The organism is Hyphobacterium vulgare (assembly GCF_042643335.1).
GTDB classification, from domain to species: domain Bacteria; phylum Pseudomonadota; class Alphaproteobacteria; order Caulobacterales; family Maricaulaceae; genus Hyphobacterium; species Hyphobacterium vulgare.
This window is the reverse complement of the sequence record NZ_JBHRSV010000019.1, coordinates 105,645-131,137: the sequence shown is the minus strand read 5'-3', so window position 1 is coordinate 131,137 and position 25,493 is coordinate 105,645. Positions and strand designations below refer to the sequence as shown.

26 protein-coding genes are annotated in these 25,493 nt (G+C 66.0%); 11 read left to right on the top strand and 15 right to left on the bottom strand.

The features are described 5' to 3' along the window. Positions 1–4: 4 nt before the first annotated feature. Entirely contained in the window at positions 5–478 is a 474-nt protein-coding gene (locus ACFOOR_RS10160; RefSeq protein WP_343164259.1) for an Lrp/AsnC family transcriptional regulator, read from the bottom strand. A gap of 104 nt (positions 479–582) precedes the next feature. On the opposite strand from ACFOOR_RS10160, the gene ACFOOR_RS10155 reads away from it, so the two are divergent. Continuing rightward, complete coding sequence (locus tag ACFOOR_RS10155; RefSeq protein WP_343164258.1) at positions 583–1,701, top strand: serine hydrolase domain-containing protein; 1,119 nt, start codon at positions 583–585, stop codon at positions 1,699–1,701. A 68-nt stretch (positions 1,702–1,769) separates the two neighbouring features. Next, positions 1,770–3,686, top strand: coding sequence for a S9 family peptidase (locus ACFOOR_RS10150; protein ID WP_343164257.1), 1,917 nt, complete (start codon positions 1,770–1,772; stop codon positions 3,684–3,686). On the opposite strand, the gene ACFOOR_RS10145 is transcribed toward ACFOOR_RS10150, so the two are convergent. Next, positions 3,683–4,768 (bottom strand): glycoside hydrolase family 3 N-terminal domain-containing protein, encoded by a 1,086-nt coding sequence (locus tag ACFOOR_RS10145; RefSeq protein ID WP_343164256.1) that lies wholly within the window; start codon positions 4,766–4,768, stop codon positions 3,683–3,685. The genes ACFOOR_RS10150 and ACFOOR_RS10145 overlap by 4 nt on opposite strands. Positions 4,769–5,067: 299 nt before the next feature. Between ACFOOR_RS10145 and ACFOOR_RS10140 the strand changes: the two genes are divergently transcribed. Beyond that, entirely contained in the window at positions 5,068–6,138 is a 1,071-nt protein-coding gene (locus ACFOOR_RS10140; protein ID WP_343164255.1) for a hypothetical protein, read from the top strand. Between the two features lie 94 nt (positions 6,139–6,232). Further along, positions 6,233–6,391 (top strand): hypothetical protein, encoded by a 159-nt coding sequence (locus ACFOOR_RS10135; RefSeq protein WP_343164254.1) that lies wholly within the window; start codon positions 6,233–6,235, stop codon positions 6,389–6,391. 164 nt (positions 6,392–6,555) lie between these two features. Here ACFOOR_RS10135 and hisS read toward each other — a convergent pair whose 3' ends face one another. Both hisS and pgi read right to left on the bottom strand, forming a co-directional pair. Continuing rightward, positions 6,556–8,034, bottom strand: coding sequence for a histidine--tRNA ligase (gene hisS, locus ACFOOR_RS10130; RefSeq protein WP_343164253.1), 1,479 nt, complete (start codon positions 8,032–8,034; stop codon positions 6,556–6,558). 16 nt (positions 8,035–8,050) lie between these two features. After that, entirely contained in the window at positions 8,051–9,658 is a 1,608-nt protein-coding gene (gene pgi, locus ACFOOR_RS10125; protein ID WP_343164252.1) for a glucose-6-phosphate isomerase, read from the bottom strand. 68 nt (positions 9,659–9,726) lie between these two features. Between pgi and ACFOOR_RS10120 the strand changes: the two genes are divergently transcribed. After that, on the top strand, positions 9,727–10,203 hold the full coding sequence (locus ACFOOR_RS10120) for a hypothetical protein (protein ID WP_343164251.1): 477 nt from the start codon (positions 9,727–9,729) through the stop codon (positions 10,201–10,203). Here ACFOOR_RS10120 and ACFOOR_RS10115 read toward each other — a convergent pair. The 3 genes from ACFOOR_RS10115 to ACFOOR_RS10105 all read right to left on the bottom strand — a co-directional run bounded on the left by ACFOOR_RS10115 (position 10,200) and on the right by ACFOOR_RS10105 (position 14,010). After that, entirely contained in the window at positions 10,200–12,275 is a 2,076-nt protein-coding gene (locus ACFOOR_RS10115) for a protein-disulfide reductase DsbD family protein (protein ID WP_343164250.1), read from the bottom strand. The genes ACFOOR_RS10120 and ACFOOR_RS10115 overlap by 4 nt on opposite strands. Before the next feature lie 156 nt (positions 12,276–12,431). Next, the gene (locus ACFOOR_RS10110) at positions 12,432–13,220 is read right to left on the bottom strand and encodes a SapC family protein (protein ID WP_343164249.1); all 789 of its coding nucleotides are present in this window, start codon (positions 13,218–13,220) and stop codon (positions 12,432–12,434) included. A 157-nt stretch (positions 13,221–13,377) separates the two neighbouring features. Continuing rightward, positions 13,378–14,010: an OmpW/AlkL family protein gene (locus ACFOOR_RS10105; RefSeq protein ID WP_343164248.1), complete on the bottom strand. Its 633-nt coding sequence runs from the start codon at positions 14,008–14,010 to the stop codon at positions 13,378–13,380. A gap of 183 nt (positions 14,011–14,193) precedes the next feature. Between ACFOOR_RS10105 and ACFOOR_RS10100 the strand changes: the two genes are divergently transcribed. Together ACFOOR_RS10100 and ACFOOR_RS10095 are read left to right on the top strand one after the other, a co-directional pair. Beyond that, positions 14,194–14,628, top strand: a complete 435-nt coding sequence (locus tag ACFOOR_RS10100) for a transcriptional repressor (protein ID WP_343164247.1) — start codon at positions 14,194–14,196, stop codon at positions 14,626–14,628. Positions 14,629–14,647: 19 nt separating this feature from the next. After that, positions 14,648–15,562: a thioesterase family protein gene (locus tag ACFOOR_RS10095; protein ID WP_343164246.1), complete on the top strand. Its 915-nt coding sequence runs from the start codon at positions 14,648–14,650 to the stop codon at positions 15,560–15,562. Here ACFOOR_RS10095 and ACFOOR_RS10090 read toward each other — a convergent pair. Beyond that, entirely contained in the window at positions 15,559–16,392 is an 834-nt protein-coding gene (locus ACFOOR_RS10090) for a tetratricopeptide repeat protein (RefSeq protein WP_343164245.1), read from the bottom strand. The genes ACFOOR_RS10095 and ACFOOR_RS10090 overlap by 4 nt on opposite strands. A 45-nt stretch (positions 16,393–16,437) precedes the next feature. Then, positions 16,438–17,280, bottom strand: coding sequence for a hypothetical protein (locus ACFOOR_RS10085; RefSeq protein WP_343164244.1), 843 nt, complete (start codon positions 17,278–17,280; stop codon positions 16,438–16,440). Between the two features lie 48 nt (positions 17,281–17,328). Between ACFOOR_RS10085 and ACFOOR_RS10080 the strand changes: the two genes are divergently transcribed. After that, positions 17,329–17,997 carry a hypothetical protein gene (locus ACFOOR_RS10080; RefSeq protein WP_343164243.1) on the top strand — a complete coding sequence of 223 codons (669 nt, stop codon included), beginning with the start codon at positions 17,329–17,331 and terminating at the stop codon, positions 17,995–17,997. Between the two features lie 78 nt (positions 17,998–18,075). After that, a complete protein-coding gene (locus ACFOOR_RS10075; RefSeq protein WP_343164242.1) occupies positions 18,076–19,278 on the top strand; it encodes an FAD-dependent oxidoreductase in 1,203 nt (400 codons plus the stop codon). Here ACFOOR_RS10075 and ACFOOR_RS10070 read toward each other — a convergent pair. After that, entirely contained in the window at positions 19,275–20,165 is an 891-nt protein-coding gene (locus ACFOOR_RS10070) for a LysR family transcriptional regulator (protein WP_343164241.1), read from the bottom strand. The two genes, ACFOOR_RS10075 and ACFOOR_RS10070, sit on opposite strands and share 4 nt — an antisense overlap. Before the next feature lie 96 nt (positions 20,166–20,261). Between ACFOOR_RS10070 and ACFOOR_RS10065 the strand changes: the two genes are divergently transcribed. After that, positions 20,262–21,044 (top strand): DODA-type extradiol aromatic ring-opening family dioxygenase, encoded by a 783-nt coding sequence (locus tag ACFOOR_RS10065; protein WP_343164240.1) that lies wholly within the window; start codon positions 20,262–20,264, stop codon positions 21,042–21,044. A 30-nt stretch (positions 21,045–21,074) separates the two neighbouring features. On the opposite strand, the gene ACFOOR_RS10060 is transcribed toward ACFOOR_RS10065, so the two are convergent. Continuing rightward, the gene (locus ACFOOR_RS10060) at positions 21,075–21,536 is read right to left on the bottom strand and encodes a hypothetical protein (RefSeq protein WP_343164239.1); all 462 of its coding nucleotides are present in this window, start codon (positions 21,534–21,536) and stop codon (positions 21,075–21,077) included. A gap of 56 nt (positions 21,537–21,592) precedes the next feature. Continuing rightward, positions 21,593–22,633 carry an ankyrin repeat domain-containing protein gene (locus ACFOOR_RS10055; protein ID WP_343164238.1) on the bottom strand — a complete coding sequence of 347 codons (1,041 nt, stop codon included), beginning with the start codon at positions 22,631–22,633 and terminating at the stop codon, positions 21,593–21,595. 170 nt (positions 22,634–22,803) lie between these two features. On the opposite strand from ACFOOR_RS10055, the gene ACFOOR_RS10050 reads away from it, so the two are divergent. Then, entirely contained in the window at positions 22,804–23,415 is a 612-nt protein-coding gene (locus ACFOOR_RS10050; protein WP_343164237.1) for a hypothetical protein, read from the top strand. Between the two features lie 155 nt (positions 23,416–23,570). On the opposite strand, the gene ACFOOR_RS10045 is transcribed toward ACFOOR_RS10050, so the two are convergent. From ACFOOR_RS10045 to ACFOOR_RS10035, 3 genes are read right to left on the bottom strand one after another with little or no spacing between them, the layout of a single operon-like run. Further along, positions 23,571–23,744 (bottom strand): hypothetical protein, encoded by a 174-nt coding sequence (locus ACFOOR_RS10045; RefSeq protein WP_343164236.1) that lies wholly within the window; start codon positions 23,742–23,744, stop codon positions 23,571–23,573. Next, complete coding sequence (locus tag ACFOOR_RS10040; RefSeq protein WP_343164235.1) at positions 23,716–24,645, bottom strand: hypothetical protein; 930 nt, start codon at positions 24,643–24,645, stop codon at positions 23,716–23,718. Before ACFOOR_RS10040 ends, ACFOOR_RS10045 begins: the two co-directional genes overlap by 29 nt. Before the next feature lie 3 nt (positions 24,646–24,648). Beyond that, the gene (locus ACFOOR_RS10035) at positions 24,649–25,443 is read right to left on the bottom strand and encodes an LCCL domain-containing protein (RefSeq protein WP_343164234.1); all 795 of its coding nucleotides are present in this window, start codon (positions 25,441–25,443) and stop codon (positions 24,649–24,651) included. Positions 25,444–25,493: the final 50 nt, after the last annotated feature.

The window sequence follows — 25,493 nt, the reverse complement described above, 5'->3', positions numbered from 1 at the left end:
GTCGTTAGACCGGGATCGCGGTTTCGTATTTGACCGTCGAATAGACCACCGCCGTGTCGTAGCGCCGGATCGCGGGGTCGGACATGATCGCTTCGTGCGCCCAGCGCTCGAACTCGGCCGGGCTGGCGGCATGAGCGATCACAATGAAATCCGCCGGACCGGCGACGGAATAGCACGCGCTGACACAGTCCTCGGTCTGCATGCGTGCGCCGAATGCCCGGTACGCTTCCGGACTGTCGTCCTTGAACGTGATCGTGACGATCAGTGTGACGCCAAGACGGGCCCGGTCGAGCAGCGCCACGTCGGCTCGGATCACGCCCGCCTTTCGAAGCCGGTCCAGGCGGCGGCGCACGGACGGTTCGGACAGGTGCACGGCTTCCGCGATATCGGTGTTGGTCCGGCGGTTGTCCGCCTGGACAAGGCGCAGGATCTTCCGGTCGAAATCGTCGAGTTCCATCGAATGAGCTTGGTCATTCATCGAACCTTGTGCAACGAAATTCGTCGCAATGGCGACGAAAATCGATCACCCTCGCCGAGCAATACCGCCTATCGTCATTTCGACTGTTGCACCGGATATCGAGCATGACCCGCACTCTTCTCGTGCTTCTGGCCTCAGCCTGGGCCTGTGTCTTCGCGGTCGCAGCCGCCGCCCAGACCGCGCTGACCGACCTCGAACCCGAATTCGACGCGCTGATGGGCCAAGTCATCGAGCGCGGTGTTCCAGGCGCAATCCTGCGCATCGAAAACGAGACCACCGTGCTGGAATTCGCAAGGGGCGTCGCCGATCTGGAGACCGGCGAACCGATCCGCGCGAGCGACCTGATCCGCATGGGCAGCGTGACCAAGCTCTACACAGCCGCCGTCATCCACGCGCTCGTGGGCGAGGGCGAGCTGGATCTCGACTGCCCGGCCGCGAATTATCTCCCAGCCGCAACGCTAGACGGGATCGCCAATGGCGACACCGTCACCCTGCGCCAGCTGCTCAATCACACCGGCGGCGTTCCGGACTTCTACGACGAGGACGGACACACGCCGTTCGACCTGGCGCACACGCCTCTCGTCCCTGAACTTGTCCTTGAGACGGTTCGCGGCGAGCCCGCGACGAACGCACCGGGCGAGGCCTATCACTACTCCAATACCGGATATCACATCCTCGCACTCGTCGCTGAAGCGGTGACCGGCGAAGCGATGGACGCTCTTTACCGGCGCCACGTTTTCGAACCCGCCGGCCTGCAAGCCACGCAATATGAAACCCTCTTTACCGAGACCGACCGCATCCATGGCTATTCAGGTGACGTCGGCGCGCTGACCGACCACTACCGTTGGCTCGAAAACACCGGTCCTGACGGCGGCATGCTGGCCACGACGGCAGACATCTCGGCGCTCCTCGGCGCCCTCTTCACCGAGACGGGCAGCCTGCGCGATATCGGCGCGGCCATGCTGTCGCAGCGGGTCGAAGCGTCACGATCCGAGGATTACGGACTGGGCGTCTCCATCCTGAAACGCCGCCGCACGGGCGAGGAATTCCATGGCCACACAGGCGGCATCCACGGCTATCTGACGATCGCGGTCCATGACCCGCAGCGCGGCGTGCGCATTGTCCTCCACATCAACAGCGAGGATGAAGAGGCGCTGATCGCCTTCTATGGCGGAGTACTCGATACACTCGCCGGATCCCCGGCATTGCCGGCCGGTCGATAGCCGGTTTCGGTTGCTGCCTTCCCCCGGCCCGGCGTTATAGTCAGCGCCAACTCATGGGGAGAAATGACATGAAGTCCTTGCGCCTTGCCTTCGCCGCCGCGCCGGCAGCTCTGCTGCTGACCCTGCCCGCCAGTGCGCAGGAAGAACCCGTCCGACATGATGCCGCGACCTTCCACATGACGACGAGTTTCGGCATGGCCGCGAGCGCCGGCTTCGCCTTCTCGCCCGACGACAGCCGCATACTGATTTCCAGCGACGAGACCGGCGTGTTCAACGCCTATGCCGTCGATCCGGACACCGGCGAGCGCACGGCCCTGACGGAGTCCGAAACCAACGCGACTTTCGCCGTCAGCTACTTCCCGAATGACGACCGCGTGGTCGTGACCGCCGACCAGGGCGGCAACGAGCTCAGCCATCTCTACATCCGCGACGAGAACGGCCAGCTCTACGACATCACGCCGGGCGAGGAGACGCGCGCACAATTCCTCGGCTGGTCGCCGGACGGCTCCGACATGTGGGTGATGACCAATGAGCGCGATCAGGCCTCGATGGACATCTACGCCTACGACACGGTCAGCTTCGAGAGCCAGACCGTCTTCCAGAACGACGACTCGCTGGAGATCGGCGATGTCAGCCCGGATGGCCGCTGGCTGGCGCTGGTGCGCAATCGCACCTCGGCCGACAGCGACATCCTCCTGCTCGATCTCCGGTCCGGTGAGACCGAACCGACGCTGATCACCGAGCATGAAGGCAATATCGCCTACGGCGTCTACACCTTCACGCCGGATTCCTCGGCGCTGGTCTATGCCACGAACGAACATGGAGAGTTCAATCAGGCCTGGACCTACGACCTCGAAACCGGCGAGACCGCCCCGCTGATCGAGGCGGACTGGGACGTCTCCTTCGTCACCTATTCACCTTCGGGCCGGTACCGGGTGTCGGGTATCAACGCCGATGCACGGACCGAGGTGTCGATCCTCGACACAGCCACCGGGGAGGCGCTCGGCCTGCCTGAACTGCCAGCCGGCGATATCGGCTCGATCCGCTTTTCCCGCGACGAAGGCCGGATCGCCTTCCTGATCGACAGCGCCACCTCGCCGTCCAACCTGCATGTCGTGGATCTCGAGAGTCAGGCTCACGCCCAGCTGACCAATGCGCTCAATCCCGCCATCTCCGAAGACGAGATGGTCGACGCGGAAGTCGTCCGCTTCGAAAGCTTCGACGGGCTGGAAATTCCCGGCATTCTCTACCGCCCGCACGGGGCCAGCGCCGACAGTCCGGTGCCGGCGCTCGTCTGGGTGCATGGCGGTCCGGGTGGACAGAGCCGGATCGGCTATTCGGCGACCATCCAGCACCTCGTGAACCATGGCTATGCCGTCTACGCGGCGAACAACCGGGGCTCGTCGGGGTATGGGAAAACCTTCTTCCACATGGATGACCGCCGCCATGGCGAGGAAGATCTGCGTGACATCGTCGCCGCGGGCGACTGGCTGCGCGAGCAGGACTGGGTGAATGCCGATCAGGTCGGCGTGATCGGCGGGTCCTATGGCGGCTTCATGACCGCCGCCGCGCTCACCTTCCACCCCGACGCCTTCGAGGTCGGCATCAACATCTTCGGCGTCACCAATTGGGAACGCACGCTGGCTTCCATCCCGCCCTGGTGGGAGAGCTTCCGTGAGGCGCTCTACGACGAGATGGGCGACCCGGCGACCGATGCCGATCGCCACCACGCCATCTCGCCGCTCTTCCATGCCGACCGGATCACAAAGCCGCTTCTGGTCATCCAGGGCGCCAACGATCCGCGCGTGCTGCAGGTGGAAAGCGACGAGCTGGTCGCAGCCGTCGAAGCCAATGGTGTGCCGGTGGAATATGTCCTCTTCCCCGACGAGGGCCATGGCTTCCGCCGCCGTGACAACCGGATCACCGCGTCCGAGGCCTATCTCGACTTCCTGAATGCGCATCTGCGGGGCGAAGGCGGGAACTAGCCCGTCCGGCCGCGCAGGGTTTCGATCCGGGCGAGCGAGCGGTTCACCCGCTGCTCGCTCAATCGGCCCTCCTCGACCGCCTCTTCCACCCAGCGGGCGAATTTCTGCGGCAGGGCCGGATCCGGCGCGGCCGAGTTCGACATCATGATGATGTCGTTGCCGGCGACCAGCGAGCGGATCACCGCCTCACGCTGCGGGTAGTGGTCACGGATCGCGCCCATGTCGAGATCATCGGTGATCACCGCGCCGCGATAACCCATCCGGCCGCGCAGAAGCTCGTGCAAGATCGGCCGCGACAGCGTCACCGGATCGCCGCTCGGATCAAGCCCGCGATGGATCAGATGCCCGCCCATGATCAGATGCGCCTTGCCGCGCTCGATCAGTTCAGAGAAGGGCGACAGCTCGGCTTCGCTCCAGCTCTCGGAAATGTCCACGAAGCCCTCATGGCTGTCGCCTGTTGACCGGCCATGACCGGGGAAGTGCTTGATTGCGCAGACCGCACCCTCGGCTTCGAACGCGTCGATGAAGGCCCCGGCATAGGCAGCGATCGTCTCACCGTCCGTGCCATAGCCGCGACCCCAGCGCCCGATCACGCCATTGGCTTCGTCCTGGACGTCTGCGACCGGCGCGAGATTCATGTCGAAGCCGGCGGCGGCGAATTCGCGCGCCGCGGCACGATAGGTCTCGCGGGCCTCCTCCGGCGACTGGCCTTGCGCCAGCACATGCGCGCGCGGGATCGGCGTATAGCCGAGATCGCCGGACAGGCGCTGGACCGCGCCGCCCTCCTGGTCGAGCGCCAGGAAGACGTCCGGGTCGATCTCACGGAAGCGGGCGGCCAGACCTTCGGCGCCTTCGCGCGAACGAACATTGTGGCGCAGGAAGAGGACGCCGCCGATCCGGCCATTGGCCAGATGGTCCGCGACGATATCCGCGCCATCGGTATCGGGATTGTCACCGATGAATCCCATCAGCAGCATTCGTGCCGCCCGGGCCGCGGTCATCCGGGCCGAGGCCCGGGCAATGGACGGAAAGGCAAGGCTCGCCGCCCCGCCAGCCAGAATGTGTCGGCGATTCACTGTCACGCACTCTCTCCCGTCCGTCCCGGCATCACGATTGAAGACCGGCGACGTCGATGCAAGGCCTGCGCCGCAGTGGACGAGACCTGTCCGGCATTTCATGCCCTCGCCAGTATTGCGTAACGCCGGTGAACCGATGCTGTCCGGGCTGCTGAGACCCTGCCCGGCGGCGGTCCCTGTCTTCCCAACGGGGCCGCCGCCGGAACTTTTGACCGGCGCGGCATGACGAAAAGTTCAGTTCGCCGCACGCGCCACGTAATCCGCACAGCCGCAGTCTGACCTCCACACTTCACAGGGGACTCCGAATGAAAGCCTTTCTTCTCTCGGCATCCGCGCTGGCACTGACCGCCTGCGCCGCCACCTCTGCGGACGAGCCGCAACAGGTCCGCACCGAACACCGCGTCCACGTTGTGCGCTCCGGCGACATGCACCATGGCGGCCATGCCCGCGTGGTCGAAGTTGTCGGTGACCGCGGCGACCGCACGGTTCATGTCGTGTCCGGCGACGGCACCAGCGTGATCAGCGTCAATGGCCGGCGCATCGAGGTTGTGGATGGTGCCGTCATCGTCGACGGCGAGCGCCACGACTTCGACGGCGGCCGCATCGTGATCGACGGCGACGACGTCCATGTCAGCGAGGGTTTCGGCCCGCACATGACTTGGGCCTGGTCAGACGATGACGGTCATGTCCGCGTCGAGATCGCCCGCGCGATGGAAGAAGTCGAACGCGCCATGGCGGAAATCGACTCGATCGACTGGGTCACCCACGATGGCGCGCTGGCGGAGGCCCTGGCCGAGATCGAGGATATCGATATCGACATCGATATCGACGAACCCGGCGAGGACACCTGGATCCACCGCGATGGCGAGCGGCTGCGCTTCGGCGACCTGTCGCCGGAGGAACAGGAAGAGATCCGCGAGGAAATCGCCGAAGCGCGAATTGCCGCCCGTGACGCGCTGCGATCGGCCCGAGACCAGGGCCGTCTTGCCCGGGTCGAAGTGCGCCGCGCCCGCGACGAGGCGAGACATGCGGCCCGCGAAGCCCGCAATCACATGCGTTGGGAATTTCGCGGCATGGGCGATGCGAGCGAGATCCGGATCGAGGACGAGAACGGCAATACCCGGGTCTGGCTCGACGAGCGCGAACTCGAAGGCGCCGAACTCGAGGAATTCCTCGACCGGATGGAAGCGCGCAATGAGCGCCTCGCAGAAATGCATTTCGGCGGCGAACCCCGCGTCATGGTCTTCACCGATGAGGACGGCGGGACCGAAGTCCTGCGCAGCCGCCGGGTCATTGTCGAAATCGACAATGACGGCGAGCGCCGTCTGATCGAGATCGAGCCGGGCGACGAACCTCGCCTCGATGGCGACGACTGATCAGCGAATACCGTGACCGGCTGCCGGGGCGCAGCCGGTCACGGAGACCACCACTGCCGGGGGGCATCCGCGCTTCAATCAAGAGGGATACCCAATGCGCATCAAATCTTTCGTGACCATGCTGGTTCTGGCCACTGCCGCACTTGCGGCGTCGGCCTGTGCTTCAACCAGCAACATGTCTGACGACAACGATGCTCCGCGTGCCGAGCGCAGCGAGCGTGAACAGCCGCGCGTGCCGAGCGGCTTCTATTGATCCGATTGAACAAAAAAAGCGGGCCGGCGAAACGCCGGCCCGTTAAATCGGTTGGTCGATTGAGGCGTCTCCTCCCCGAAACGCCGAAGGACTGAACGGTCAGGTCCTGTCCTGCAGTTAATGAAGCAGGCGAAAGGGGGGACGTCAAGCGCCCAAATCCCGCCTCAACCGTTAGCGCCCTTGATCCGTCCAAGGATCGCCTTCACCAGATCGCCGCGCGCCACCGTCTCCTGCGCGGGCTGTTCTTCCCGCCAGGTGCGGTTGTCCTCGATTTCGGCCGCCAGCTTGGCGCCGAGCTTCAGGTCCTTGATCGTCGCCTGACCGTTCTGGCGCTCGTCTTCGCCAATGATTACAGCGATGTCGGCGCCGCGCCGGTCGGCATATTTCAGCTGCTTGCCCATATTGCCGCCGCCAAGGAAAGCCTCGGCCCGGACCCCGCCGGCACGCAGTTCAGCGGCCAGCGCCAGATAGTCCGCCGCGCGGTCCTTTTCGAGATTGAGCACGATGACCAGCGGCTCGCTCCCCTCCGCCACGCCGCGCTCGAGCGCCGCCAATGCTGCGGCGAATCGGCTGACCCCGAAGGAAAAGCCGGTCGCGGGCACCAGCTGGCCGGTGAAGCGCGCGACGAGATCGTCATAGCGCCCGCCCCCACCGACCGATCCGAACTGCATCGGTTGTCCGTCGGCATAGCTCGCCGTCGCCAGAAGCTCGGCCTCGAACACCGGACCGGTGTAATAGCCGAGCCCGCGCACGATGGACGGATCGAAGACCGCCCGGTCCTCGCCGACCTTCAGCGCGGTCAGGACCGCATCGATTTCGGTCAACGCGGCCAGTCCCGCCTCACCCGTTTCGGATGAGGAGACCAGCGGCGCCAGGCGCGCGATCACCTCGCCGCGCGTGCCACCGGTCGAATCAAGGAAGGCGAGCACAGTCTCGATGCTGGCGTCGGGCAGCTTCGCGCCCTCGGTGAAATCGCCGGACTCGTCCTTGCGCCCCGCGCCGAGCAAAGCGGCGACCCCGTCGCGGCCCAGCCGGTCGAGCTTGTCGGCCGCGCGCAGGACTTTCATGCGGAGGTCGGGATCGCTCGCGCCGATACCCACCAGCACGCCATCGAGAATCCGCCGGTCATTCACCCGGACGACGTACTCGCCGTCCTTCAGGCCCGCCGCGCGCATCACTTCGCTGGCCAGCGCGATCATCTCCGCATCGGCGGCCGGACCGGCGGCCCCCACGGTGTCCGCATCGCACTGGACGAATTGCCGGAAACGGCCCGGGCCGGGCTTTTCGTTGCGCCAGACATCGCCGTACTGGTAGCGGCGGAACGGCTTGGCGAGATCCTGAAAATTCTCCGCCGCGAAGCGGGCCAGCGGCGCGGTCAGGTCGTAACGCAGCGCCATCCACTGCCCGTCATCGTCCTCCAGCGCGAAGACGCCTTCGTTCGGGCGCTCCTCGTCGGGCAGGAATTTCCCGAGCGCATCGGCATATTCGAAGGCCGGAGTCTGCAGCGGCTCGAACCCCCAGGCGTCATAGACCTTCACCGCCGCCTCGATCAGCCGGCGTTCGGCGCGCAGCACGCTCGCCGGCTTGTCCTCGAAGCCGCGCGGCCGTCTTGCCTTGGGCTTGAACGCCTTCTTGCCGCTCATTGTCTCGCTCCGGATGTCATTTCTTGCCGCCAAGGCGCGCGATCAGCTGCGCCGTGGAGGGGTCATGTACGGCGATCTCGCCGGTTTCAAGTTCGCGTTCCAGCGCGCTGGCCAGTGTCTTGCCCAGTTCGACGCCGTACTGGTCGAAGGCATTGATGCCGAACAGCACGCTCTGGACGAAGACCGCATGCTCGTAGAGCGCCAGCAGCGCCCCGACGCATTCCGGGTCGAGCCGGTCGAGCATCACGAAATTCGTTGGCCGCCCGCCGGGCATGACGAGGTGCGGGGCCAGGCGCTCGGCCTCGCCTGCATCCGTTCCGCGTGCGACCAGCTCTGCCTTCGCCGTCTCGAGGTCGCGTCCGGTCAGCAGCGCTTCGGCCTGTCCGAGCGCATTGGCCAGCATCATGCGGTGGCGGACCTGATCGCCGTGCCCGTCGCGCACCGCCATGATGTCGACCGGCACGACCGTCGTGCCCTGATGGAGGAGCTGGAAGAAGGCGTGCTGGCCGTTGGGGCCTTCCGCGCCCCAGATCACCGCGCCGGTCTCGCCGCGCATGTCGTCGCCCTTGAGGCCGACCCGCTTGCCCAGCGATTCCATCGAGAGCTGCTGCAGCCAGGCCGGGACAAGGGCAAGACGGGTGGCATAGGGCACCACGCCCTGGCTCTGCCCGCCGGCAATCACCCGGTTCCACCACGCGCAGACCGCCATCAGCACGGGCATGTTCTGTCCGAGCGATGCCGACATGAAATGCTCGTCCATCGCCGCTGCGCCGCGCAACAATGCGCGGAAGGCGGTCTCGCCGAGAACCGCCATTGCCGTCAGCGACACGGCCGACCACAGCGAATACCGCCCGCCGACCCAGTCCCACATCTCGAAGACACGGTCCGCCCGCACGCCGAAGGCTGCCGCCTTTTCAGGTGAGGCACTCGCGGCCGCGAGATGCGCGGACACGTCCATCGTTCCGAGACCGGCTTCGAGCCACGCCCGCGCCGCTTCGGCATTGGCCTTCGTTTCGGCCGTGCCCATCGACTTCGACACGATGAAGACCAGCGTTTCCTCGGGATCGAAGGCCGCGGCGCAGCGGTCGAAAGCATCCGGGTCCGGGCTGGCCAGGAAGCGCGCCCGCACGGGGGAATCGGCCTGACCGAGCGCCTTAACGATCAGGCGCGGGCCCAGGTCCGACCCGCCAATGCCGATATGCAGGATGTTGCGCAACGGCTTGCTGGTCGCGCCCTTCAGCTTGCCGGCGCGCAGGTCTTCGGCGAAGGCCAGCGCGCGCGTCAGTTCTGCTTGCGCGGCCGCCTGCCCCGCCGTGTCCAGGCCACCACCGCGCAGCGCCATGTGCGAGGCAGCCCGCTTCTCGGTGACATTGACCGGATGCCCGGCGGCGAGATTGGCGATCGCTTCGTCGACGCCGGCATCGTCCGCGAGCCGGATCAGTGCCTCGAATCCCCCGGCGGGAATGTTCTGCTTGGAGAAGTCGGCGAACAGACCTGCGGCCGCCACGCTCCAGCGCCCGGCGCGACCGTCCTCGGTCCGCAGGAAGTCGCGCGCATCGCGGCCGGACGTCGCCGCACGGATCGCTTTCAGCGCCGCAACGGCTTGTTCAGCTCCGTCTGTCATCCTTGTCCCTCGTCCGCGCCTTCAAGGCCCGATTATTGCGTGCCTATCGCGTCGGAAAAGGAAAGACCATGTTCAGAACGCTCGTCATAGCGCTTTTCGCCGTTTCTGCCGCGCCGGCCTTTGCCGGACCGGGGGCTGATCTGGGCGAAGAAGCCGCTGCGCTGCGTGACGAGGCGCAGTCCCGCGCGGACGCGCTCGCCGCCGCGCCCGCGGCTCCGGCAGGGCCTGCGGACGATGCCTTCGTTGTGCGTGTGGAAGAGTTCGCGGCGGCGGCGGCCATCCTCTCGCGCCGGATCGAGGACGCGGACGGGCCGCAGGATCTGCGTTGCATCTTCCGCGGCATGTCCGCCGATGCCGGCGCTCGTCTCGACGATTTCGCCGAGGCCGAGACCCAGGCCGATACGGCGCGCGTCTATCTCGAATATGTCTATCTTTTCAATCAGGCCGCCGAGATCGCGCCGGAAGCCGACGCCGACCTGCCCCGGGTCGAGCCCGATCCGGGCTTTGCCTGCCCGGCCAGCCGCGACCCGCTCGGCGAAGGCTAACCCGCCGCCGTCTCCAGCGCCTCGACGATCATGTCGGGGGAAATCACCGGCGGCAGCACGACCGGTTCGCCGCCGTCGGCGGGATAGACCACGTAAAGCGGCACGCCCGCCGCGCCGTGGCTGCGGATTTCCCGCGCGATCGCGTCGTCATGATTGGTCCAGTCCGCGACCAGTTCCACCACGCCGGTGCGCTCGAAGGCCTGACGCACCGCGCCACTGTTCAGCGTGACCTGTTTGTTGACCTGGCAACTGACGCACCAGGCCGCAGTGAACTCCACGAAGATCGGTGTGCCTTCCGCGCGCAACTCGGCGACCCGCGCCGGGGACCAGGCTTGCGCGCGCTGTTCGATCGACGGCACGTCGGCCTGCGTGACGGCGGCCAGCGAGCCAATCAGCGCCAGGGCACCAAACACGGCCGCGACCTTGCCGAGCACTCCGGATTCCTTCAGCGCCCACACGATGAAGCCGAAGCTCAGCGCCGCGATCAGCACGAACAGCACGCCCGCCGACCCGGCCTGGAAGGACAATACCCAGACCAGCCATACCGCCGCACCCATCATCGGAAAGGCGAGGAATTGCTTGAACCGGATCATCCAGGCGCCGGGCTTGGGCAGGAAGCGCAGCAGCGACGGGAAGAAGCTGAGGATGAGGTAGGGCAAAGCGAGACCCAGCCCCATGGCCGCCGATACCGCGACGATGAAATAGCCCGGCTGCGCCAGTGCGAGGCCCAGCGCGCCGGCCGCGAACGGACCGATGCACGGCGCCGCCACCACGACCGCCAGCAGGCCCGTCATGAAGGCCCCGGCATCGCCTTCCGCGCTGGCCCATTTGCCGCCCAGCCCCTGCAGGCTGGTGCCGATTTCGAAGACCCCGAGCAGGTTGAGGCCGATCGCCAGCATGACGAGGGCCAGGATGGCGACGATCAGCGGCGACTGAAGCTGGAAGCCCCACCCGACCGTGCCGCCCGCCGCCTTGACGAAGGCGAGGACCAGCGCCAGTCCGACAAAGGCCGACAACACGCCCGCGAGGAAGATCAGGCCGTGCCGGCGCAACTCTGCCTCATGGCCGTGCGCGCGCTGTACGAAGCCGAGCGCCTTGATCGACAGCACCGGGAAGACGCACGGCATCAGATTGAGGATCAGCCCGCCGAGCACGGCCAGGACAAGCGACCAGGCCAGGCCACCGAGCGACACCGGGGCAGCAGCCACCACGCCCTCGACCTCGAACAATTGTCCGCGGCGCGGGTCGATCTCGACCGCCCTTTGGACCCAGCGCCCGTCGACGCGGGTTTCGAACGCGATAATGCCCTCACCGTTCTCATTGCCGGTCCCGCGCCCGGACACGGCGGTCCGGATCGCAATCCCGCCGGCCTCGGTCGAGACCGTCTGTGCGGCGGCGTGATCGAGCACCATCGCGGAGTATGGGAAATAGCGGGCATTGCGGATCGCGTCCGTATCGAGCCCGGTCAGGGTGACGATCACCTCGTCGCCGGCGCGTTCGAGTGCCGCCTCGACCGTCTCGTCGGCCTGTGGCGATTGCTCCAGCGCCCGGGCGATCAGTCCCGCCCCGCGCCGGTCCGGCGCGGCCTCGTCCCCGATTTCAAGGAAGGCGGAAACCTGCGCGCATTCCGGCACGCAGATGTCTTCACAGACCAGCCAGCGCGCCTCGCCGCTGATCAGCAGCGGGCCGGGCCGGGCATCCTCTGCGACGGTCAGTTCGACCGGCAAGACGACATCCCACGCATAGCCGTAATTGGCGAGCGGTCCGAAGGGGAAGACCTCCGGAGCCGGCCAGGTGAACGCGCCAGCCGAAACACTCTCCGGCAAGTCCCAGACGATCTGCGTGGCTTCACCGCTGTCACCGGGATTGCGCCAGTAGGTGTGCCAGCCTTCCGGCATGACCAGTCGCAGCCCGGCGGTGAAAGTCTGGCCCGGCACCACACTCTGGTGATCAGCGATCAGGCTGGCCTCGACCATCGGATCGGCAGGGCACGGCATCTGCGCCTCGGCGCGCCCGGTGAACGCAAGCAGGAGGCCGGCGGCAAGTCCCGCGATTTCTGGCAGGCGTGTCATCACTCGGGCATCCGTCCGGTGTCTGGTCTCGCGATGACATATAGCGCGGCACGGCAATTGTCGAAGGGCGTTGCCGCAGAGGTGATCAGGCGTGTCCTGAAACGGAAAACGCCGGCCCCGAAGGACCGGCGTTTGTCAGACGGATCGTGTCTGAAATCAGTTGGCCGGCTTGGCGGCCTGGGCCTGACCCACCGCACGGAAATAGCGGTTCAGGATCCGTTCCCAGCGAGACAGCGACAGCATGTGCGCGTAGATCGGACCGAGCAGGCCGTCCTTCTTCGCCGCCAGGAAGACATCGTCCGGCAGGGCGAGCAGCTTTTCCTCGGACACGCCGTAATAATCGGCGACCTTGATCGACTTTGAGCGGTCGTTCGGGTCGGCGACCTTCACTTCCTTCTTCTCGAACAGGTCGAGCTCGATCAGGCGGGCGACAAAACGTTCGGTGACGCGCGAGTCCGACTCGAAGGCGCTGACGAAGTCGATCGCTTCCTGCGTGACGCTGGTCGGTTCGCCCGTCTCGTCGAAGAAGGGGAAATCCGGCTTGTCGGAGATCACGGCGGCGGCGCGGTCAAAGCAGAAAGTCGCCGGCTGGTCCGGACCGTTGGACGCCGACACGAAGGGATAGCGGCGGATGAAGGCCGGCACCATGAATTCGTTGTCGAACTGGCCATCCTCGGTGATGAACAGGTTCTGGCCCTTCTGCAGGCCCATCACCAGCGCCGGCATCTTGCGGTCGCCGATGAAGATGATCGGATAGTAGGCGCTGCCGAGGCCGAACTCGCCCACAACCGTTGGCACGAAGTGGGTTTCACGTACGAATTCATACGGCTTTTCGATCGACTTCAGGCCGAGCGAACGGTGATCGTTCTTGTTGAGCGGCACCGGATCCTTGTAGAGCGGCACATTGCCGGTCAGGCGCGGGCCGTTCGCAGGTGCGTCAGTCATGGTCATTACCCCCGAAAATCAAGTCGCGGCTTGATAACCCATGACCCGACACACGACAACGCGGGCCTGCACCCGCTTCAAGGCGAAATGGAGTGCAAGAAGTTCGGCGCCCCGGAGGAGGGTCCGGAGCGCCGAGGCAAGCCGCCTGCAGGGGATATCAGAAGCGGCGGCCGAAACCGATGCCGAACACCCAGGGGTCGATATCCACATCCGCCTGGATGGTGCCGTTGATGGTCACGTCGGTATTGATGTCGATCTTCTTCACGTCGACGTTGAAGAACCAGACATCGTTGATGTCGAAATCGATACCAGCCTGAGCGGCGAGGCCGAAGCTGTCGTCATACTGGATCGAGGTCGCGATGCCGCCGGTCGGCAGGTCTTCATTGAAGAAGTGCGTGAAGTTCACGCCAGCCCCGACATAGGGACGCACCCGGCCATTGGCGTTGAAGTGGTATTGCAGCGTCAGCGTCGGCGGCAGCAGCGTGACCGAACCGAGATCGACATTGCCGGCCGCGGTGTTCACGGCCATCACGTCGTGCGGCGTGACGCCAAGGATCAGCTCAACCGACCAGGCCGGTGCGAAATAATAGCTGATGTCCAGCTCCGGCACGATGCCGCTGTCGATGTCCACATCGCCGCCGATCGGCGTGATCGTGGCCCCCTCGTCAGGGCTTACATTCAGGACACGAAGGCGGAACTGCCAGTCGCCGGCTTCGGCGCCCTGAGCGTGCGCCCCCGCGCCAAACAGCGTGAAGGCGGCCACAGCGGTAAGAAGAAGTGTCTTTTTCATTGGATCTCTCCATATCCCCAGAAAAGATAGGGACTTTATGCGCCGCCTTGCGCCTGTTGTCCCTGCGCGGTTTGCCGCGCGTCAGCCTGCCGCACCCATTGCGACGGAACGGGGCCGAACCGATATCGCAATGGCGGCGGCGCTCGCCTGCCCGCGCATTTGGGATTAGAATTGAAGATTATGATGACCGCCGATTCCATCGAGAGAACGCTCGACCACGCCGAAGCGCTGTGCCGGAAGCGCGGCGAGCAATTGACGCCGACGCGCCGGCGCGTGCTCGGCTTGCTTCTGCAGGCTGAAGGTCCGATCAAGGCCTATGACCTGCTCGAACAGATCCGGCCCGACGGCAAGGCCAAGCCCCCCACCGTGTATCGCGCGCTGGATTTCCTGATGGCAGCGGGCCTGGTCCACAAGGTGGAGGCGCTCAACGCCTTCATTCCGTGCGTGGAACACGATCATGTCGGCCATGGCTGCAGCGCCGAGCTTTATATCTGCGGCGATTGCGGCACGGTCGAGGAACGTCACGGCATGCCGCGTCCGGACAATGCACCGGACGGGTTCAAGATCGACCGCTCGGTCGTCGAATATTACGGTGTGTGCGACCGCTGTTCTCACTGATTTCCAGGACCCGCTGACGATGCACGAACTCTGGCGCGGCAATGCGAACGCCTGGGAATGCGACGAGATGGGCCACCTCAATGTGAAGGCCTATCTCGGCAAGGGCATGCAGGCGATCGCGCGCCTGACTGAGCAGGCCGGACTGGCCGGTGCCTTTTCTGCGGGTGCGATGGCGACGTTGCGCCCGGTCGAATGGCATGTCCGCTTTCTGGGCGAAGCGCGCCCCGGCGCGCCGCTTTTCATCGAGGGTGGAGTTGCCCGGATCGGCGACAGCGATGCCGATATCGCGCTGGCCATGCGCCATTCCGGCGATGGCCGGCTGGCCGCCACGCTGACGGCCCGGGTCGAGCATGTCGTCCCCGATTCGGGCCGTGTCTTCGCCTGGCCGTCACGGTTTCGCGGCACGGCCGAAGCGCTGATGGTCGAACCACTTCCGGAAAGCGCGCCGCGCGGCCTGCCGCCCGCGGACTGGAGCGAGCTGGTCTCGCTGAAACGCGCCGAAGCGCTGCGCCTGTTTCCGATCGGGCTGGGCCGTATTGGCAGCGAGGACGCAGACGTGTTCGGTCGCATGCGCCCCGAATTCCTGATCGGCAAGGTTTCCGATTCGGTGGCGAATTTCGTCCAGGCCTTTCCCGATCGCAGCCTGAACGACGAAGCTGATCCGAAAGGCGGAGCGCTGCTGGAATGCCGTATCCGTGTCCGCCGCTATCCCCGGCCCGGAGACGGATTCGCGGTCCGTTCAGCCTTGTCCGGCGGCACCGACAAGGTGCGCCAGATCGTGCACTGGGTACTCGATCCGCTGACCGGCAAGCCGTGGTGGACGGTCGAAGGCATCGCCGCGACGCTGAACCTGCGCACCCGCCGGATCGAGGCGGCAACGCCTGCGGAACTCCAGGACATTGCGAAAGCCGTCCGCGACGGTCTCAAGGGTTAGTCGGACAGCGCCCGCATTCGCGCCATCGCGGCGGCGGCCTCGCCATCGGTCCGGGCCGCTTGCGCCGCCATTTCGTAAAACGCGCGTGCAGCATCGCGATCGCCGGATTCGGCTTCGATCTCGGCGAGCATCAAAAGCGCGCTGAACCGCTCCGGATCCATCGCCGTGACCCGTTCGAGCAGGGCTGCGGCTTCGGCAGCATTTCCGTCGGAACGCGCGCACTCGGCTTGCACGATCATCGCGTCGAGATCCCAGGGGTCGTCGATGATCCGCGCGTCTGCTTCGTCGCAGGCATCACCGCCGGGCGTCAGCTCTGCCGGGCGACCGTCCTCGACCGTGGCGATAGGGATGTCCGTGCCGGGTACCGGATCCGGTGTTTCGCTTTCCGCCGCGGTGCCCGATTGCGCATCGGGCGCGACCCCGCCGGCCTGCGGGGTTGTGAGATGCGACGCGGGCAGTTCGTCACCGGATGCAGCCAGCCCGGACAGACGCACGATGATCCGGTTGCCCTCGATCCGAAGGCGGGCATCCGTCCACGCGACGGCCAGGTCGAATTCCGCCCGGATCCGGCCATCCTGGTCCGAAAAGCGGATCGCACGCACGACGTCTCCGGACGCCGTTTCGACCGCAGGCGGCATGATGCCGGGAGCACTGAACACGACGGCTAGACCGCCCGGTTCCGTGAGCACGTCCCCGTCGGAAGGGGCTGCGTCGAAGACGAGCTGTATCCACGCCGTCTCGCCATCGCGCGACAGGACAACGTCGCGCAGATCGGCCGACGCCGGCGCGGCAAGGGCGAACAGAATGGCGAGGGCAGAGACGCAGCGCATGGCCTTCGCCTGCGCTGCGCCGGTTAAAACCCGATTAAACGGGCGTCAGCCGACCGCGCCACCCGGTCCGACGCAGGTATCGTATCCGAACGCCCCGATCAGACGGCCATCGCCAAATCGCACCGCCTCGTAGGCGTAACAGCCCTCCCCGTTCGGCGGCAGGTCGCTGCGCACGAAGATCGGGTCGCCCTCGCCCAGAAGCACGTCAGCGGGATCCAGCGCCCGCACCGCGTTGACCGTGCCATCGCTGCGCGTCGTGCACTCCCAGCGGCGGCCTTGCGTATCGGACAGGCGCACGCCGGTCCCGCCCCCGCTCGGCTGAGCCATCGTGACATGCTCGGCGTCGGGCACTTCGCGGGAACACGCATCGATCGCCGCAAGGTAACGCATGAGGCCGCGCGACCAGCGTTCGGTCTCGGCACTCTCGGACGCGCAGCCGCGCATTGCCGAAGGGCCGACCTCGATGCTGGCATAGTGGGTTGGTTCGGTACCTGCGGTGCTGCATGGTCCGGCCTGCAGCGCGACATGTACCGGCACGCCGGAATTCGTCTCGCCGGAGAAGCTGCGCATCCCGTTGCCAAGATAGGGCATGTCGATATTGAGTTCGGCCGCCGTCGGCGCGCCGTCAGGTCCGTACAGCGTCAGCACGATGACCGGCACGCCGCCCTCGTCGATGAAGCGCATTTCGCCGGACCAGCCGTTTTCGCCCGCCAGGTCATAGCCGAAGCGCGAAGAGGTAATGCGCGGTGCGTCGTCGCGCGAAGGGGCGTAGTCAAACGCCGCGGTCGCTGCGGACGGCATGGCCATGCCGTCGCCAGTCGACGATCCCGTCGTGGCGCACGCCGTGACGGCGAGCCCCGCGACAATTGCCGCAATTGCGTGTTTCATGGAGTCCCCCCTGAATACTCTGAAGTCCCTGCCGTGAAGGATATTGCCATGAAGTACCGTCACATGCACCTGATCATCCCGGCGCTGGCCCTGATGGCAGCGGGATGTTCCGATTCCGCCACGCCCGAGACCGAGGATGCAGCCAGTCCCGCTGCCAGCCTGCCGGACGGGTCGACAACCGCGGAGCCGCAGGGCGGCGCAGTGTCGGACGATCCTGATCCCGACGCGACGCGGGCCTGGGAAATCACCGCGCGCGCATTCGGCCCCTTCGATCCGGCAACGCCCTACACATCCGGGGCGCTCGCAGCCGCCCTGCCCGGCTATGACCTCGTGGAAAGCGAACTGGAAAGCGAAGGCAGCCCCTATCCGGTGACGATGGCGGTGCCTCGCGGCGCCAGCGAGCCGGTGATCGTGGTCGCGGGCATTCCCGGATCCGACCTGATCTTCGCGGTTGCGGTCCGCGAGCGCGACAAGATCGCCAATCCCGCAGGCCGCATCGGACAGACGTACGGCGAGGCGCAATTCGAAGGCATGGCTTGCTGGCCCGGCGCCGAGGAACGGTCGGGCAATGTCGTCTGCCTCGATCCGCGTAACAGCGCCGTCGGCTACTGGCTGCGGCCGGAGGGCTATGAAGGCCCGGACGGCGAACTGCCGCCTGCCGAAATTCTCGCCAACGCCGTCATCTACGAGATCCGGTGGACTCCGCCGGCGGAGTAGTTTTCCCCGCGCGCCTTCACGGCCTTCCCCCAGGCTTTTCGACCGCGTCTTCACAGGGTTTTCCACAGGGAGTCTGCAGTGAGGGTAGCAATTGCCGGCTGCGGAATCGCCGGACTGGCAGCGGCGTCGGCGCTGGCCCGGGCCGGTCACGATGTAACGCTCTACGAACGCTTCAGCGAACCGCGTCCGCTCGGTGCGGGCTTGTTGCTCCAGCCATCGGGACTGGCCGCGCTGCGTTGGCTCGGGCTCGAACCGGCCGCATGTCAGGCGGGCGCGCGCATCGAACGGCTGTACGGCCGAACGCCCGCGGGACGGCGGGTGATGGACCTGCGCTACGCCGAGGCGGCGGCGGATGACCATGGTGTCGGAATTCACCGCGCCAGCCTGTTCGGCCTGCTCCACACTTCGGCGCTCGAAGCGGGTGCACGGATCGAAACCGGAGCGGAGATCGCAGGCCTCACCGAAGGCGGCCAGCCGCGCTTCATCCTGGCGAACGAAGACGAAACCCCTCCAGCCGATCTCGCCGTCATTGCCGATGGCACCCATTCGACCCTGCGCCGCGCCATCTGCCCCGGCGCGCGCGAGCGGCTCTATCCCTGGGGTGCGGTCTGGGCGGTGGTTGAAGACCGGGACGGGCGTTGGACCCGCGAGGGCGAACTGGCACAGATCTACCGCGGCTGTGAGGTCATGATCGGCATCCTGCCCGTTGGCCGCGACCCCCTTCATCCGGACCGGGACGCCTCGGTCAGCCTGTTCTGGTCATTGCGCCCGGCCGATGAACCGGCCTGGCGGACCGACGGCCTGTCAGCCTTTCGCCGTCAGCTCAACCGGCATTGGCCCGAAAGCGCCACGCTGCTCGACGGTGAGGCGGACCTGTCGGGCTTTTCGCTGGCGACCTATCGCGACATACGTTGCTCGCGCTGGCATCGGGGACAGGCGGTGCTGATTGGCGATGCGGCACACGGCACCAGTCCGCAACTCGGACAGGGTGCCAATCTGGCGCTCGGCGACGCGGTCGCACTGGCTGACACGCTCGAACCGGGGCGGCTTCTGCATCCGGTCCTCACGCGGTTCGAAAACAGGCGGCGGCCAACCGTGCGCTTCTACAGCTGGGCGAGTTGGGCGCTGACCCCGCTGTTTCAGAGCCGCTCGCGCTTTCTCGCCTTCTGGCGCGATCTGCTGTTCGGCCCGCTTTCCCGCCTGCCGGTCATCCGCAACATCATGGCCGCGACACTGACCGGAAGGGGCGCCTTCCCGCCCTGGGGCGGAAACCGCCGCTAGACCCGGTCGCCGAACGACGCGGCGAGGTGATCGACGAACAACCGTACCCGGCGGGCGAGGTAGCGGCTCGAGGGGTAGACCGCCCACAGATCGCGGTGATCGGGCTCCCAGTCCGGCAGGATGCGCACCACGCGGCCCTGGTCCAGCGCCTCGCGCGCCGCCCATTCCGGCGAGCAGGCGATACCGACACCCTGTGCCGCGGCCTCGATGGCCGCTGTCGCGCCGTTCAGCGTCAGCCGGCCCTTGATCCGGACTTCGGTCGTCCGGCCGTTGCGGGTGAAATTCCATTGCTGCGGGGCGGGCTTGTTGCGGTCGATGATGCAGTCATGCCGGGTGAGATCGTCCGGCGTTTCCGGTGACCCCGCCGATTCGAGATAGGATGGCGCGGCCACGATCGTCATGCAGGCCGCCGCCAGGCGCTTGGCAATCAGGGTTGAATCCGCCAGCAGGCCGATCCGGACCGCGACATCGAAACCTTCGTCGACCAGGTCGACCATCCGGTCCGACAGCGACATCCGCACTTCCACACCCGGCCATTGCGCCATGAAGTCGGACACCGGCTTCATCAGCCGCCGCGCCCCGAAATCGACCGGCGCGGACACGCGCAGCAGGCCGACCGGAGCGGAATTGTCCTCCGCGAGACCGCTTTCGAGCGCTTCGTATTCCGCCAGCCAGGGCCTGACCCGTTCGAGCAGTGCGGTTCCGGCATCGGTCAGGCGCACGGACCGCGTGGTCCGTTCCAGCAGACGCGCCTGCATGCGCGCCTCCAGCGCGGTAATCTGCTTCGAGGCCGCACCGGGCGTCATTCCCTCGCGTTCGGCCGCCTTGGTAAAGCTGCCAAGCTCGGCGACGGCGGCGAACAGACGCAGGGAGTCGATTCGGTCCATTTGTGTCATCCCGGAAACGATAAGGCGTATATCGCGCTATTAATGAATTCCGGAAAGCGTGTCATGTGAAATCGGTATGATCCACGGGAGCAACCGATGACCGTCCGAAACCCGATATTCCTCTCGCATGGCGCCCCGAGCCTTCTGATTGACCGGTCGCGCGCCAACGCCTTCCTGCGCAGCTGGGGTCCGACGCTCGGTCAGCCAAAGGCCTGGGTCGTCGTCTCCGCCCATTGGGAAAGCAGCCCGATCCGGGTCACGGCCTCACAGCGCCCCGAAACGATCCACGACTTCCGTGGCTTTGGCCCGGTGCTTGAGACGTTTCAATACAATGCCAAAGGCGACGCGGCGCTCGCTGAGAGGATCGTCAAGTTGATCGAAGCCGAGGGACTGAAGGCGGTCGCTGACCCGAATCGTGGCCTCGATCACGGCGTCTGGGTTCCGCTGGCCCTGATCGACCCGCACCCGGTTGCGCCCGTCATGCAGGTCTCACTGCCGGGACGGCACGCCAGCGAAGACGACACCGTGACGCTCGGACGCGCCCTCGCCGCGCTGGCGAAAGAGGGCGTGCAGTTGATCTTTTCGGGGTCGATGACGCATTCCCTGCGCGACGCGCTCGGAGCCGCGGAGGACGAAACCCCGCTGGCCTTCGCCGAAGACTTTGCCGCCTGGACGCGCGAAGTCTTCCGGTCCGGTGACTCGAATGCGATCCGGCAATGGCGGTCGGCCCCGCAGGCGCAACGCAATCACCCGACACCGGAACATTTTCTGCCGCTCATAGCGGCAATGGCCGCGACGGGCGGCCCAGGCAGACCGCTCCACCAAAGCTGGTCGCACGCCGCACTCGCGATGGATGTCTGGGACTTCCCGCCGCAATAGAAAAAGCCCGCCGGAATGGCGGGCTTCAACTCATTTCTTTTTCTTCTCGTCCTCGGGATTCTTGATATTCGAGGGGTCCGCCGTGCCCGGCGACCAGGCCGGCGGGTCGGATGCCGGGAATGTCTCTTTCAGCGCCTCGTCGACATCACCGCGATCCTGTTTGGGATCCTTCGGCTTGCCCTCGGGCGTATCGTTGTTCGCGGCCCGCTCGAGCGCTGCTTCGGTTTCGCTTTCGGGCCGGACGCCGTTCAGCTCGGCGCCCTCGCCGGCTGCGACGCCGCGATCACGTCCGGCGCGTTCGGCGGCGTCTTGGGGAACGGTCTCGTCGAACCGTTCGCCCTGACGACCGGCAATGCTTTCATCGACTGGAGCGAACCCCTTGCCCGCGTCGGGGCGGCGCTGATCGGCCCGCCCGCCATGCTTGTCCTCATCGAAAATCTCCGATTCGTCGGGAGTCGGGGCGGCATCGGGGCCATCGTATCGGTCGGCCATGGCACTCCTCCATTGTGACTTGAGGAGAAAACGCCCGGCCCGGCATGCCTGTTCCGTTATTCGGGCAGTCTTTCCCGGATCGCCCGAACGACATCGTCCCATTCATAGGCTTCGGCAGCCGAAAGCGCCGTATCGCCGAACCGGCCTTCCACCGACAGATCGGTGCCCGCCTCGACGAGGCGCAGTGCCGCCTCGTGCGAGCCTTCGAACGCGGCCCACATCAGCGGGGTCGCGCCCATCGTGCCCACGGCGTCCGTATCCGCCCCGGAGCCCAGCAGGGCTCCGACCACATCGACATGATTGCCGATCGCCGCAAGATGCAGCGCCGTCAGCGACAGCGCATTCTCGTTGCTGACATGGTTCACGTCCGCACCGGCGGCGATCAGCGCTTCGACCGCGTCCAGCGCGCCGTCCCGAGATGCTTCGAACAGCGCGGTAAAGCCGATCGAATCTTCCCCGTCGACCGGAGCCCCCGCCGCGATCAACGCAGTCACTGCATCGGCGCGGTTCGCCCGCGCCGCGGCGTGCAGCACAGGCCGCCCGGCCCAGTCGCGGGCGGTGGCCATATCGACATAGGGCGCCAGCACCGCAATGGACTCTCCGTCGCCCGCCAGAGCCGCTGCCTCCAGTGCTGCTTCGGCCGCGCTGCGATCCGGGCGTTCTCCGCGATGGTCGAGCAGCAGCGCGAACGAAGCCTCATGCCCGCGTCGCATGACGATCTCGACCGGCGTGCCATGCCCGATCAAATCGGTATCCGCTCCGGCGGCGAGCAGCAGCGCGATCGCATCCGTATTGCCGTAATAAGCCGCCCAGTTGATCGCCGGATCGCCCATCGCATCGCGCACATCGACCTCGGCCCCGGCCTCCAGCAGCACCCGGGTGTAGTTCGCCTCACGCCCCGTCGACCACATCAGCGGCGTGGCTTCGAGTCCTTCGCTCTGGCGCTGGTTGACGTCCGCTCCGGCTTCGATCGCCGCTTCGAGACCCGCCATGTCGCGGTCCGAGATCAACGCGAACAGGTCCGGCGCTTCGTCCTGAGCGAAGGCATTTCCGGTCAGCACGGCGAGCGCGGACAGGATGGTGGTCAAACGGATCATGGCGCTCCCCCTCTTTGGCACAGCCAGACTAGTCCCGCGGCGGCGGAAGGGGAGTCACGATCTTGTCAGCCCGAGTGGGCGCAGTCACGCCGGTTGAAGGACAAGACTTCGCTCCCTCGTCGCGATCCATGCCATGATGGGCGTGCCGGTTCGACGGCGGAGGCATCACCATGGCTCGCGACATCAACGATCTGATCGCGCATATCCGGGCGCTCGAGGAGGAGTTGGAGACTGAGCTGATCGCGCGGCGGCGCGAACTCGGCTACCGCTTCACCGAAGGCCGCGCCCGCTTCACCGAGGCCGTAAAGGAACGGCAACGGGAGTTGAAGATTTCCGCCGGGCGCTTCCTGGCACAGTCGGGTTTTCTCGAAATCCTCACCGCGCCCTTCATCTACGCCGTCCTCGTACCGATTGCCTTGCTCGATGCGGTGGCGAGCCTGTTCCAGGCGATCTGCTTCCGGGTTTACGGGCTGCGGCAGGTGAAACGGCGCGAATACCTGGTCTTCGACCGCCACCGGCTGGCCTATCTCAACTGGATGCAGAAGCTGAACTGCCTCTACTGCTCCTACGCCAACGGCGTACTGGCCTATGTCCAGGAAATCGCCTCGCGCACCGAGCAATACTGGTGCCCGATCAAGCACGCCGAACGCATCAAGGGCACCCACAAGCGCTACCCGGCCTTCCTCGAATACGGCGACACCGAGAATTATCCCCACAGCCTTCGAAAGCAGCGCACAAGGCTGCGCGATGAGGAGGAGGCGGGCGAAACACCGCCACAATGAAAAAGGCCCGCCCTTCGAGACACCGCCTTGTGGCGGCTGAAGACAGGCCTTCGTGTGTGGAGTCATAAATACATGGGGCTCCCGCGAAAGCGGGAGTCCGAAGTGTGGCGGGACATTCGGGTCCCCGTTTGCACGGGGACCCTATGTCGGTTGACCTACGCCGCTGCCTTGTCCTTGCCGAAGCGGGAGTAGAAGCTCTCCCCCTTCTGGGCCATTTCGCGCAGCAGGTCCGGCACCTTGAACGGGTCGCCATATTTCGGGCCAGCGCATTTGTGTCGCGACCCGGAATTGGTGATCGGATTACCGGCGCTTCCGGTTGCCGCTGCCACGGCCATATCCCGCAGTGTCTGCGTTGGCACCGTTGTCGGCGTCCGTCAGGCCGGTATAGCCGCTGCCTCCGCCACTCCCTCGGCCGGACTGCGAGCCCCGGCCATAGCCCGCGGCATCGGCATTCGTCCCTCTGTCCGAGTCTGTCAGACCGGAATAGCGACGGTATTGCGCCAGGCCGCCATTCCCGTAGCCGGCGCGGTCGGCGTTGGTGCCGGTATCGGTGTCGGTATAGCCGGTGTATCGGCCGGTCGATCGTCCCTGACCGATTCGATCACGCGTATCATTGTCGCTGACGCCCGGAAGCCGACCGCCGGTCCCCCGGCCCGAGAGATCGGTCGGGTCCTGATCGGAATATCCGGTGCGCGGGTTGCGTTGCGGACTTCCCGGAGGCCGCACACCATCGCGAAAATCACTGTCACGAACGTTGAACGTGCCGCCATATCCGCGCTCGTCACGCGTATCGTGGTCCGTAAGCCCGGTATAGTGCCGGTTGCCGCCTTGCACCGTTCCGCGTCCCCTGCCCGCCGCGTCGGCACCAGCACCCTGGTCGGCATCGGTGATCCCGGTGCCGCCGCCGCGCCCCTGACCGACTGGATCGGCATTCTGTCCGCCATCGGAGTCCGTGATCCCGGTGTAGTTCCGCCCGGGTGCCTGCGTTCCGCCCGTGCCCCCTCCCGCCGGGTCGGCATTGGGACCGCCATCGGCATCGGTCATGCCGGTATAGACATAGCTTCCTGCCCCGCCGCGGCCCCGGCCCACGGGGTCGTTGGGATCTCGGTCGACATAGGGCGTCTGCCTGGCCCAGGCTTCGCCGGTCACGACGCCAAGCGATCCGCTTGCCAGGGCACCTCCCGAGACCTGTAGCAGGAAGGACCGTCTCGATATCTTTCCCTTTTTCATGGCTCAGCGCTCCACCTGAACGAAGCGGAAACTGCCGTGATAGGCGCCGTAGGCCGATGTCGTCAGGCCATTGCGTGAACCAGCTTGGTAGCTTTGCTGGCCAGGCAGGATCTGGATCCAGACCAGCCCGCCGGCATCGCCGATCCAGCCTTCGAATTTCGCCGCCGTGCAGATGGAGGAATCATCGGTATAGATGCCCGATCCCCAGACCGCCCCATGGCTGCTATTGCCCCGCTCGGGACACCGGAACAGGAAGGCCATGTTATCCTGACCACGAAATTCACGGGCGCTTGTTCCCCAATTGGCGTCGCGGGCCCGTGGGTCGCTGGGGCCTCCGCCCCCTCCGCCGCCGGGGTTGCCGCCACCGGAATTTTGTCCTGCACAAACACCGTTCAGCATGCAGTCGCGCAGATAATTCCGGATGTTTCCGGAATTCTGCTGCAGCGAATTGACTTCGATGACGATGAGCACGCGCGGCGCTGCAGCATTCGCGAGGCGCTCTGTGTTGTCGTCACCGACACAGGCAATCTGAAGGTGGATGGGCTCGTTGCTGTTTCCGACCAGCCAGCCGTCATAGTCGCCGATGGTAAGGCCGAGTCCGAACGCGGAATTGGCCTGCCGGGCGGCCTGCCGGGCGCGATTGAAACATTCGCCCTGCGTGATGTTCACCCAGTTGAACTGGCCGGCCGGGTAGATCACCTGCGCCGACGCGGCAGGTCCGATTGCCACAAAGAATAGAGTTGAAACCAGGAATGCCAGGATCCAGCGTAGTCCCCGGTTCGGCAGCATGAATTCCATCTACCCCTCCTGCAGTGTCGCTCCTGCGGGAGAATGTAGCATGAAATCAA

Excerpts from the sequence above, each read along its gene's own strand:
- ACFOOR_RS10160 (WP_343164259.1), bottom strand. The coding sequence starts at position 478 with ATGAATGACCAAGCTCATTCGATGGAACTCGACGATTTCGACCGGAAG.
- ACFOOR_RS10155 (WP_343164258.1), top strand. The coding sequence starts at position 583 with ATGACCCGCACTCTTCTCGTGCTTCTGGCCTCAGCCTGGGCCTGTGTC.
- ACFOOR_RS10150 (WP_343164257.1), top strand. The coding sequence starts at position 1,770 with ATGAAGTCCTTGCGCCTTGCCTTCGCCGCCGCGCCGGCAGCTCTGCTG.
- ACFOOR_RS10140 (WP_343164255.1), top strand. The coding sequence starts at position 5,068 with ATGAAAGCCTTTCTTCTCTCGGCATCCGCGCTGGCACTGACCGCCTGC.
- ACFOOR_RS10135 (WP_343164254.1), top strand. The coding sequence starts at position 6,233 with ATGCGCATCAAATCTTTCGTGACCATGCTGGTTCTGGCCACTGCCGCA.
- hisS (WP_343164253.1), bottom strand. The coding sequence starts at position 8,034 with ATGAGCGGCAAGAAGGCGTTCAAGCCCAAGGCAAGACGGCCGCGCGGC.
- pgi (WP_343164252.1), bottom strand. The coding sequence starts at position 9,658 with ATGACAGACGGAGCTGAACAAGCCGTTGCGGCGCTGAAAGCGATCCGT.
- ACFOOR_RS10120 (WP_343164251.1), top strand. The coding sequence starts at position 9,727 with ATGTTCAGAACGCTCGTCATAGCGCTTTTCGCCGTTTCTGCCGCGCCG.
- ACFOOR_RS10115 (WP_343164250.1), bottom strand. The coding sequence starts at position 12,275 with ATGACACGCCTGCCAGAAATCGCGGGACTTGCCGCCGGCCTCCTGCTT.
- ACFOOR_RS10110 (WP_343164249.1), bottom strand. The coding sequence starts at position 13,220 with ATGACTGACGCACCTGCGAACGGCCCGCGCCTGACCGGCAATGTGCCG.
- ACFOOR_RS10105 (WP_343164248.1), bottom strand. The coding sequence starts at position 14,010 with ATGAAAAAGACACTTCTTCTTACCGCTGTGGCCGCCTTCACGCTGTTT.
- ACFOOR_RS10100 (WP_343164247.1), top strand. The coding sequence starts at position 14,194 with ATGACCGCCGATTCCATCGAGAGAACGCTCGACCACGCCGAAGCGCTG.
- ACFOOR_RS10095 (WP_343164246.1), top strand. The coding sequence starts at position 14,648 with ATGCACGAACTCTGGCGCGGCAATGCGAACGCCTGGGAATGCGACGAG.
- ACFOOR_RS10090 (WP_343164245.1), bottom strand. The coding sequence starts at position 16,392 with ATGCGCTGCGTCTCTGCCCTCGCCATTCTGTTCGCCCTTGCCGCGCCG.
- ACFOOR_RS10085 (WP_343164244.1), bottom strand. The coding sequence starts at position 17,280 with ATGAAACACGCAATTGCGGCAATTGTCGCGGGGCTCGCCGTCACGGCG.
- ACFOOR_RS10080 (WP_343164243.1), top strand. The coding sequence starts at position 17,329 with ATGAAGTACCGTCACATGCACCTGATCATCCCGGCGCTGGCCCTGATG.
- ACFOOR_RS10070 (WP_343164241.1), bottom strand. The coding sequence starts at position 20,165 with ATGGACCGAATCGACTCCCTGCGTCTGTTCGCCGCCGTCGCCGAGCTT.
- ACFOOR_RS10065 (WP_343164240.1), top strand. The coding sequence starts at position 20,262 with ATGACCGTCCGAAACCCGATATTCCTCTCGCATGGCGCCCCGAGCCTT.
- ACFOOR_RS10060 (WP_343164239.1), bottom strand. The coding sequence starts at position 21,536 with ATGGCCGACCGATACGATGGCCCCGATGCCGCCCCGACTCCCGACGAA.
- ACFOOR_RS10055 (WP_343164238.1), bottom strand. The coding sequence starts at position 22,633 with ATGATCCGTTTGACCACCATCCTGTCCGCGCTCGCCGTGCTGACCGGA.
- ACFOOR_RS10050 (WP_343164237.1), top strand. The coding sequence starts at position 22,804 with ATGGCTCGCGACATCAACGATCTGATCGCGCATATCCGGGCGCTCGAG.
- ACFOOR_RS10040 (WP_343164235.1), bottom strand. The coding sequence starts at position 24,645 with ATGAAAAAGGGAAAGATATCGAGACGGTCCTTCCTGCTACAGGTCTCG.
- ACFOOR_RS10035 (WP_343164234.1), bottom strand. The coding sequence starts at position 25,443 with ATGGAATTCATGCTGCCGAACCGGGGACTACGCTGGATCCTGGCATTC.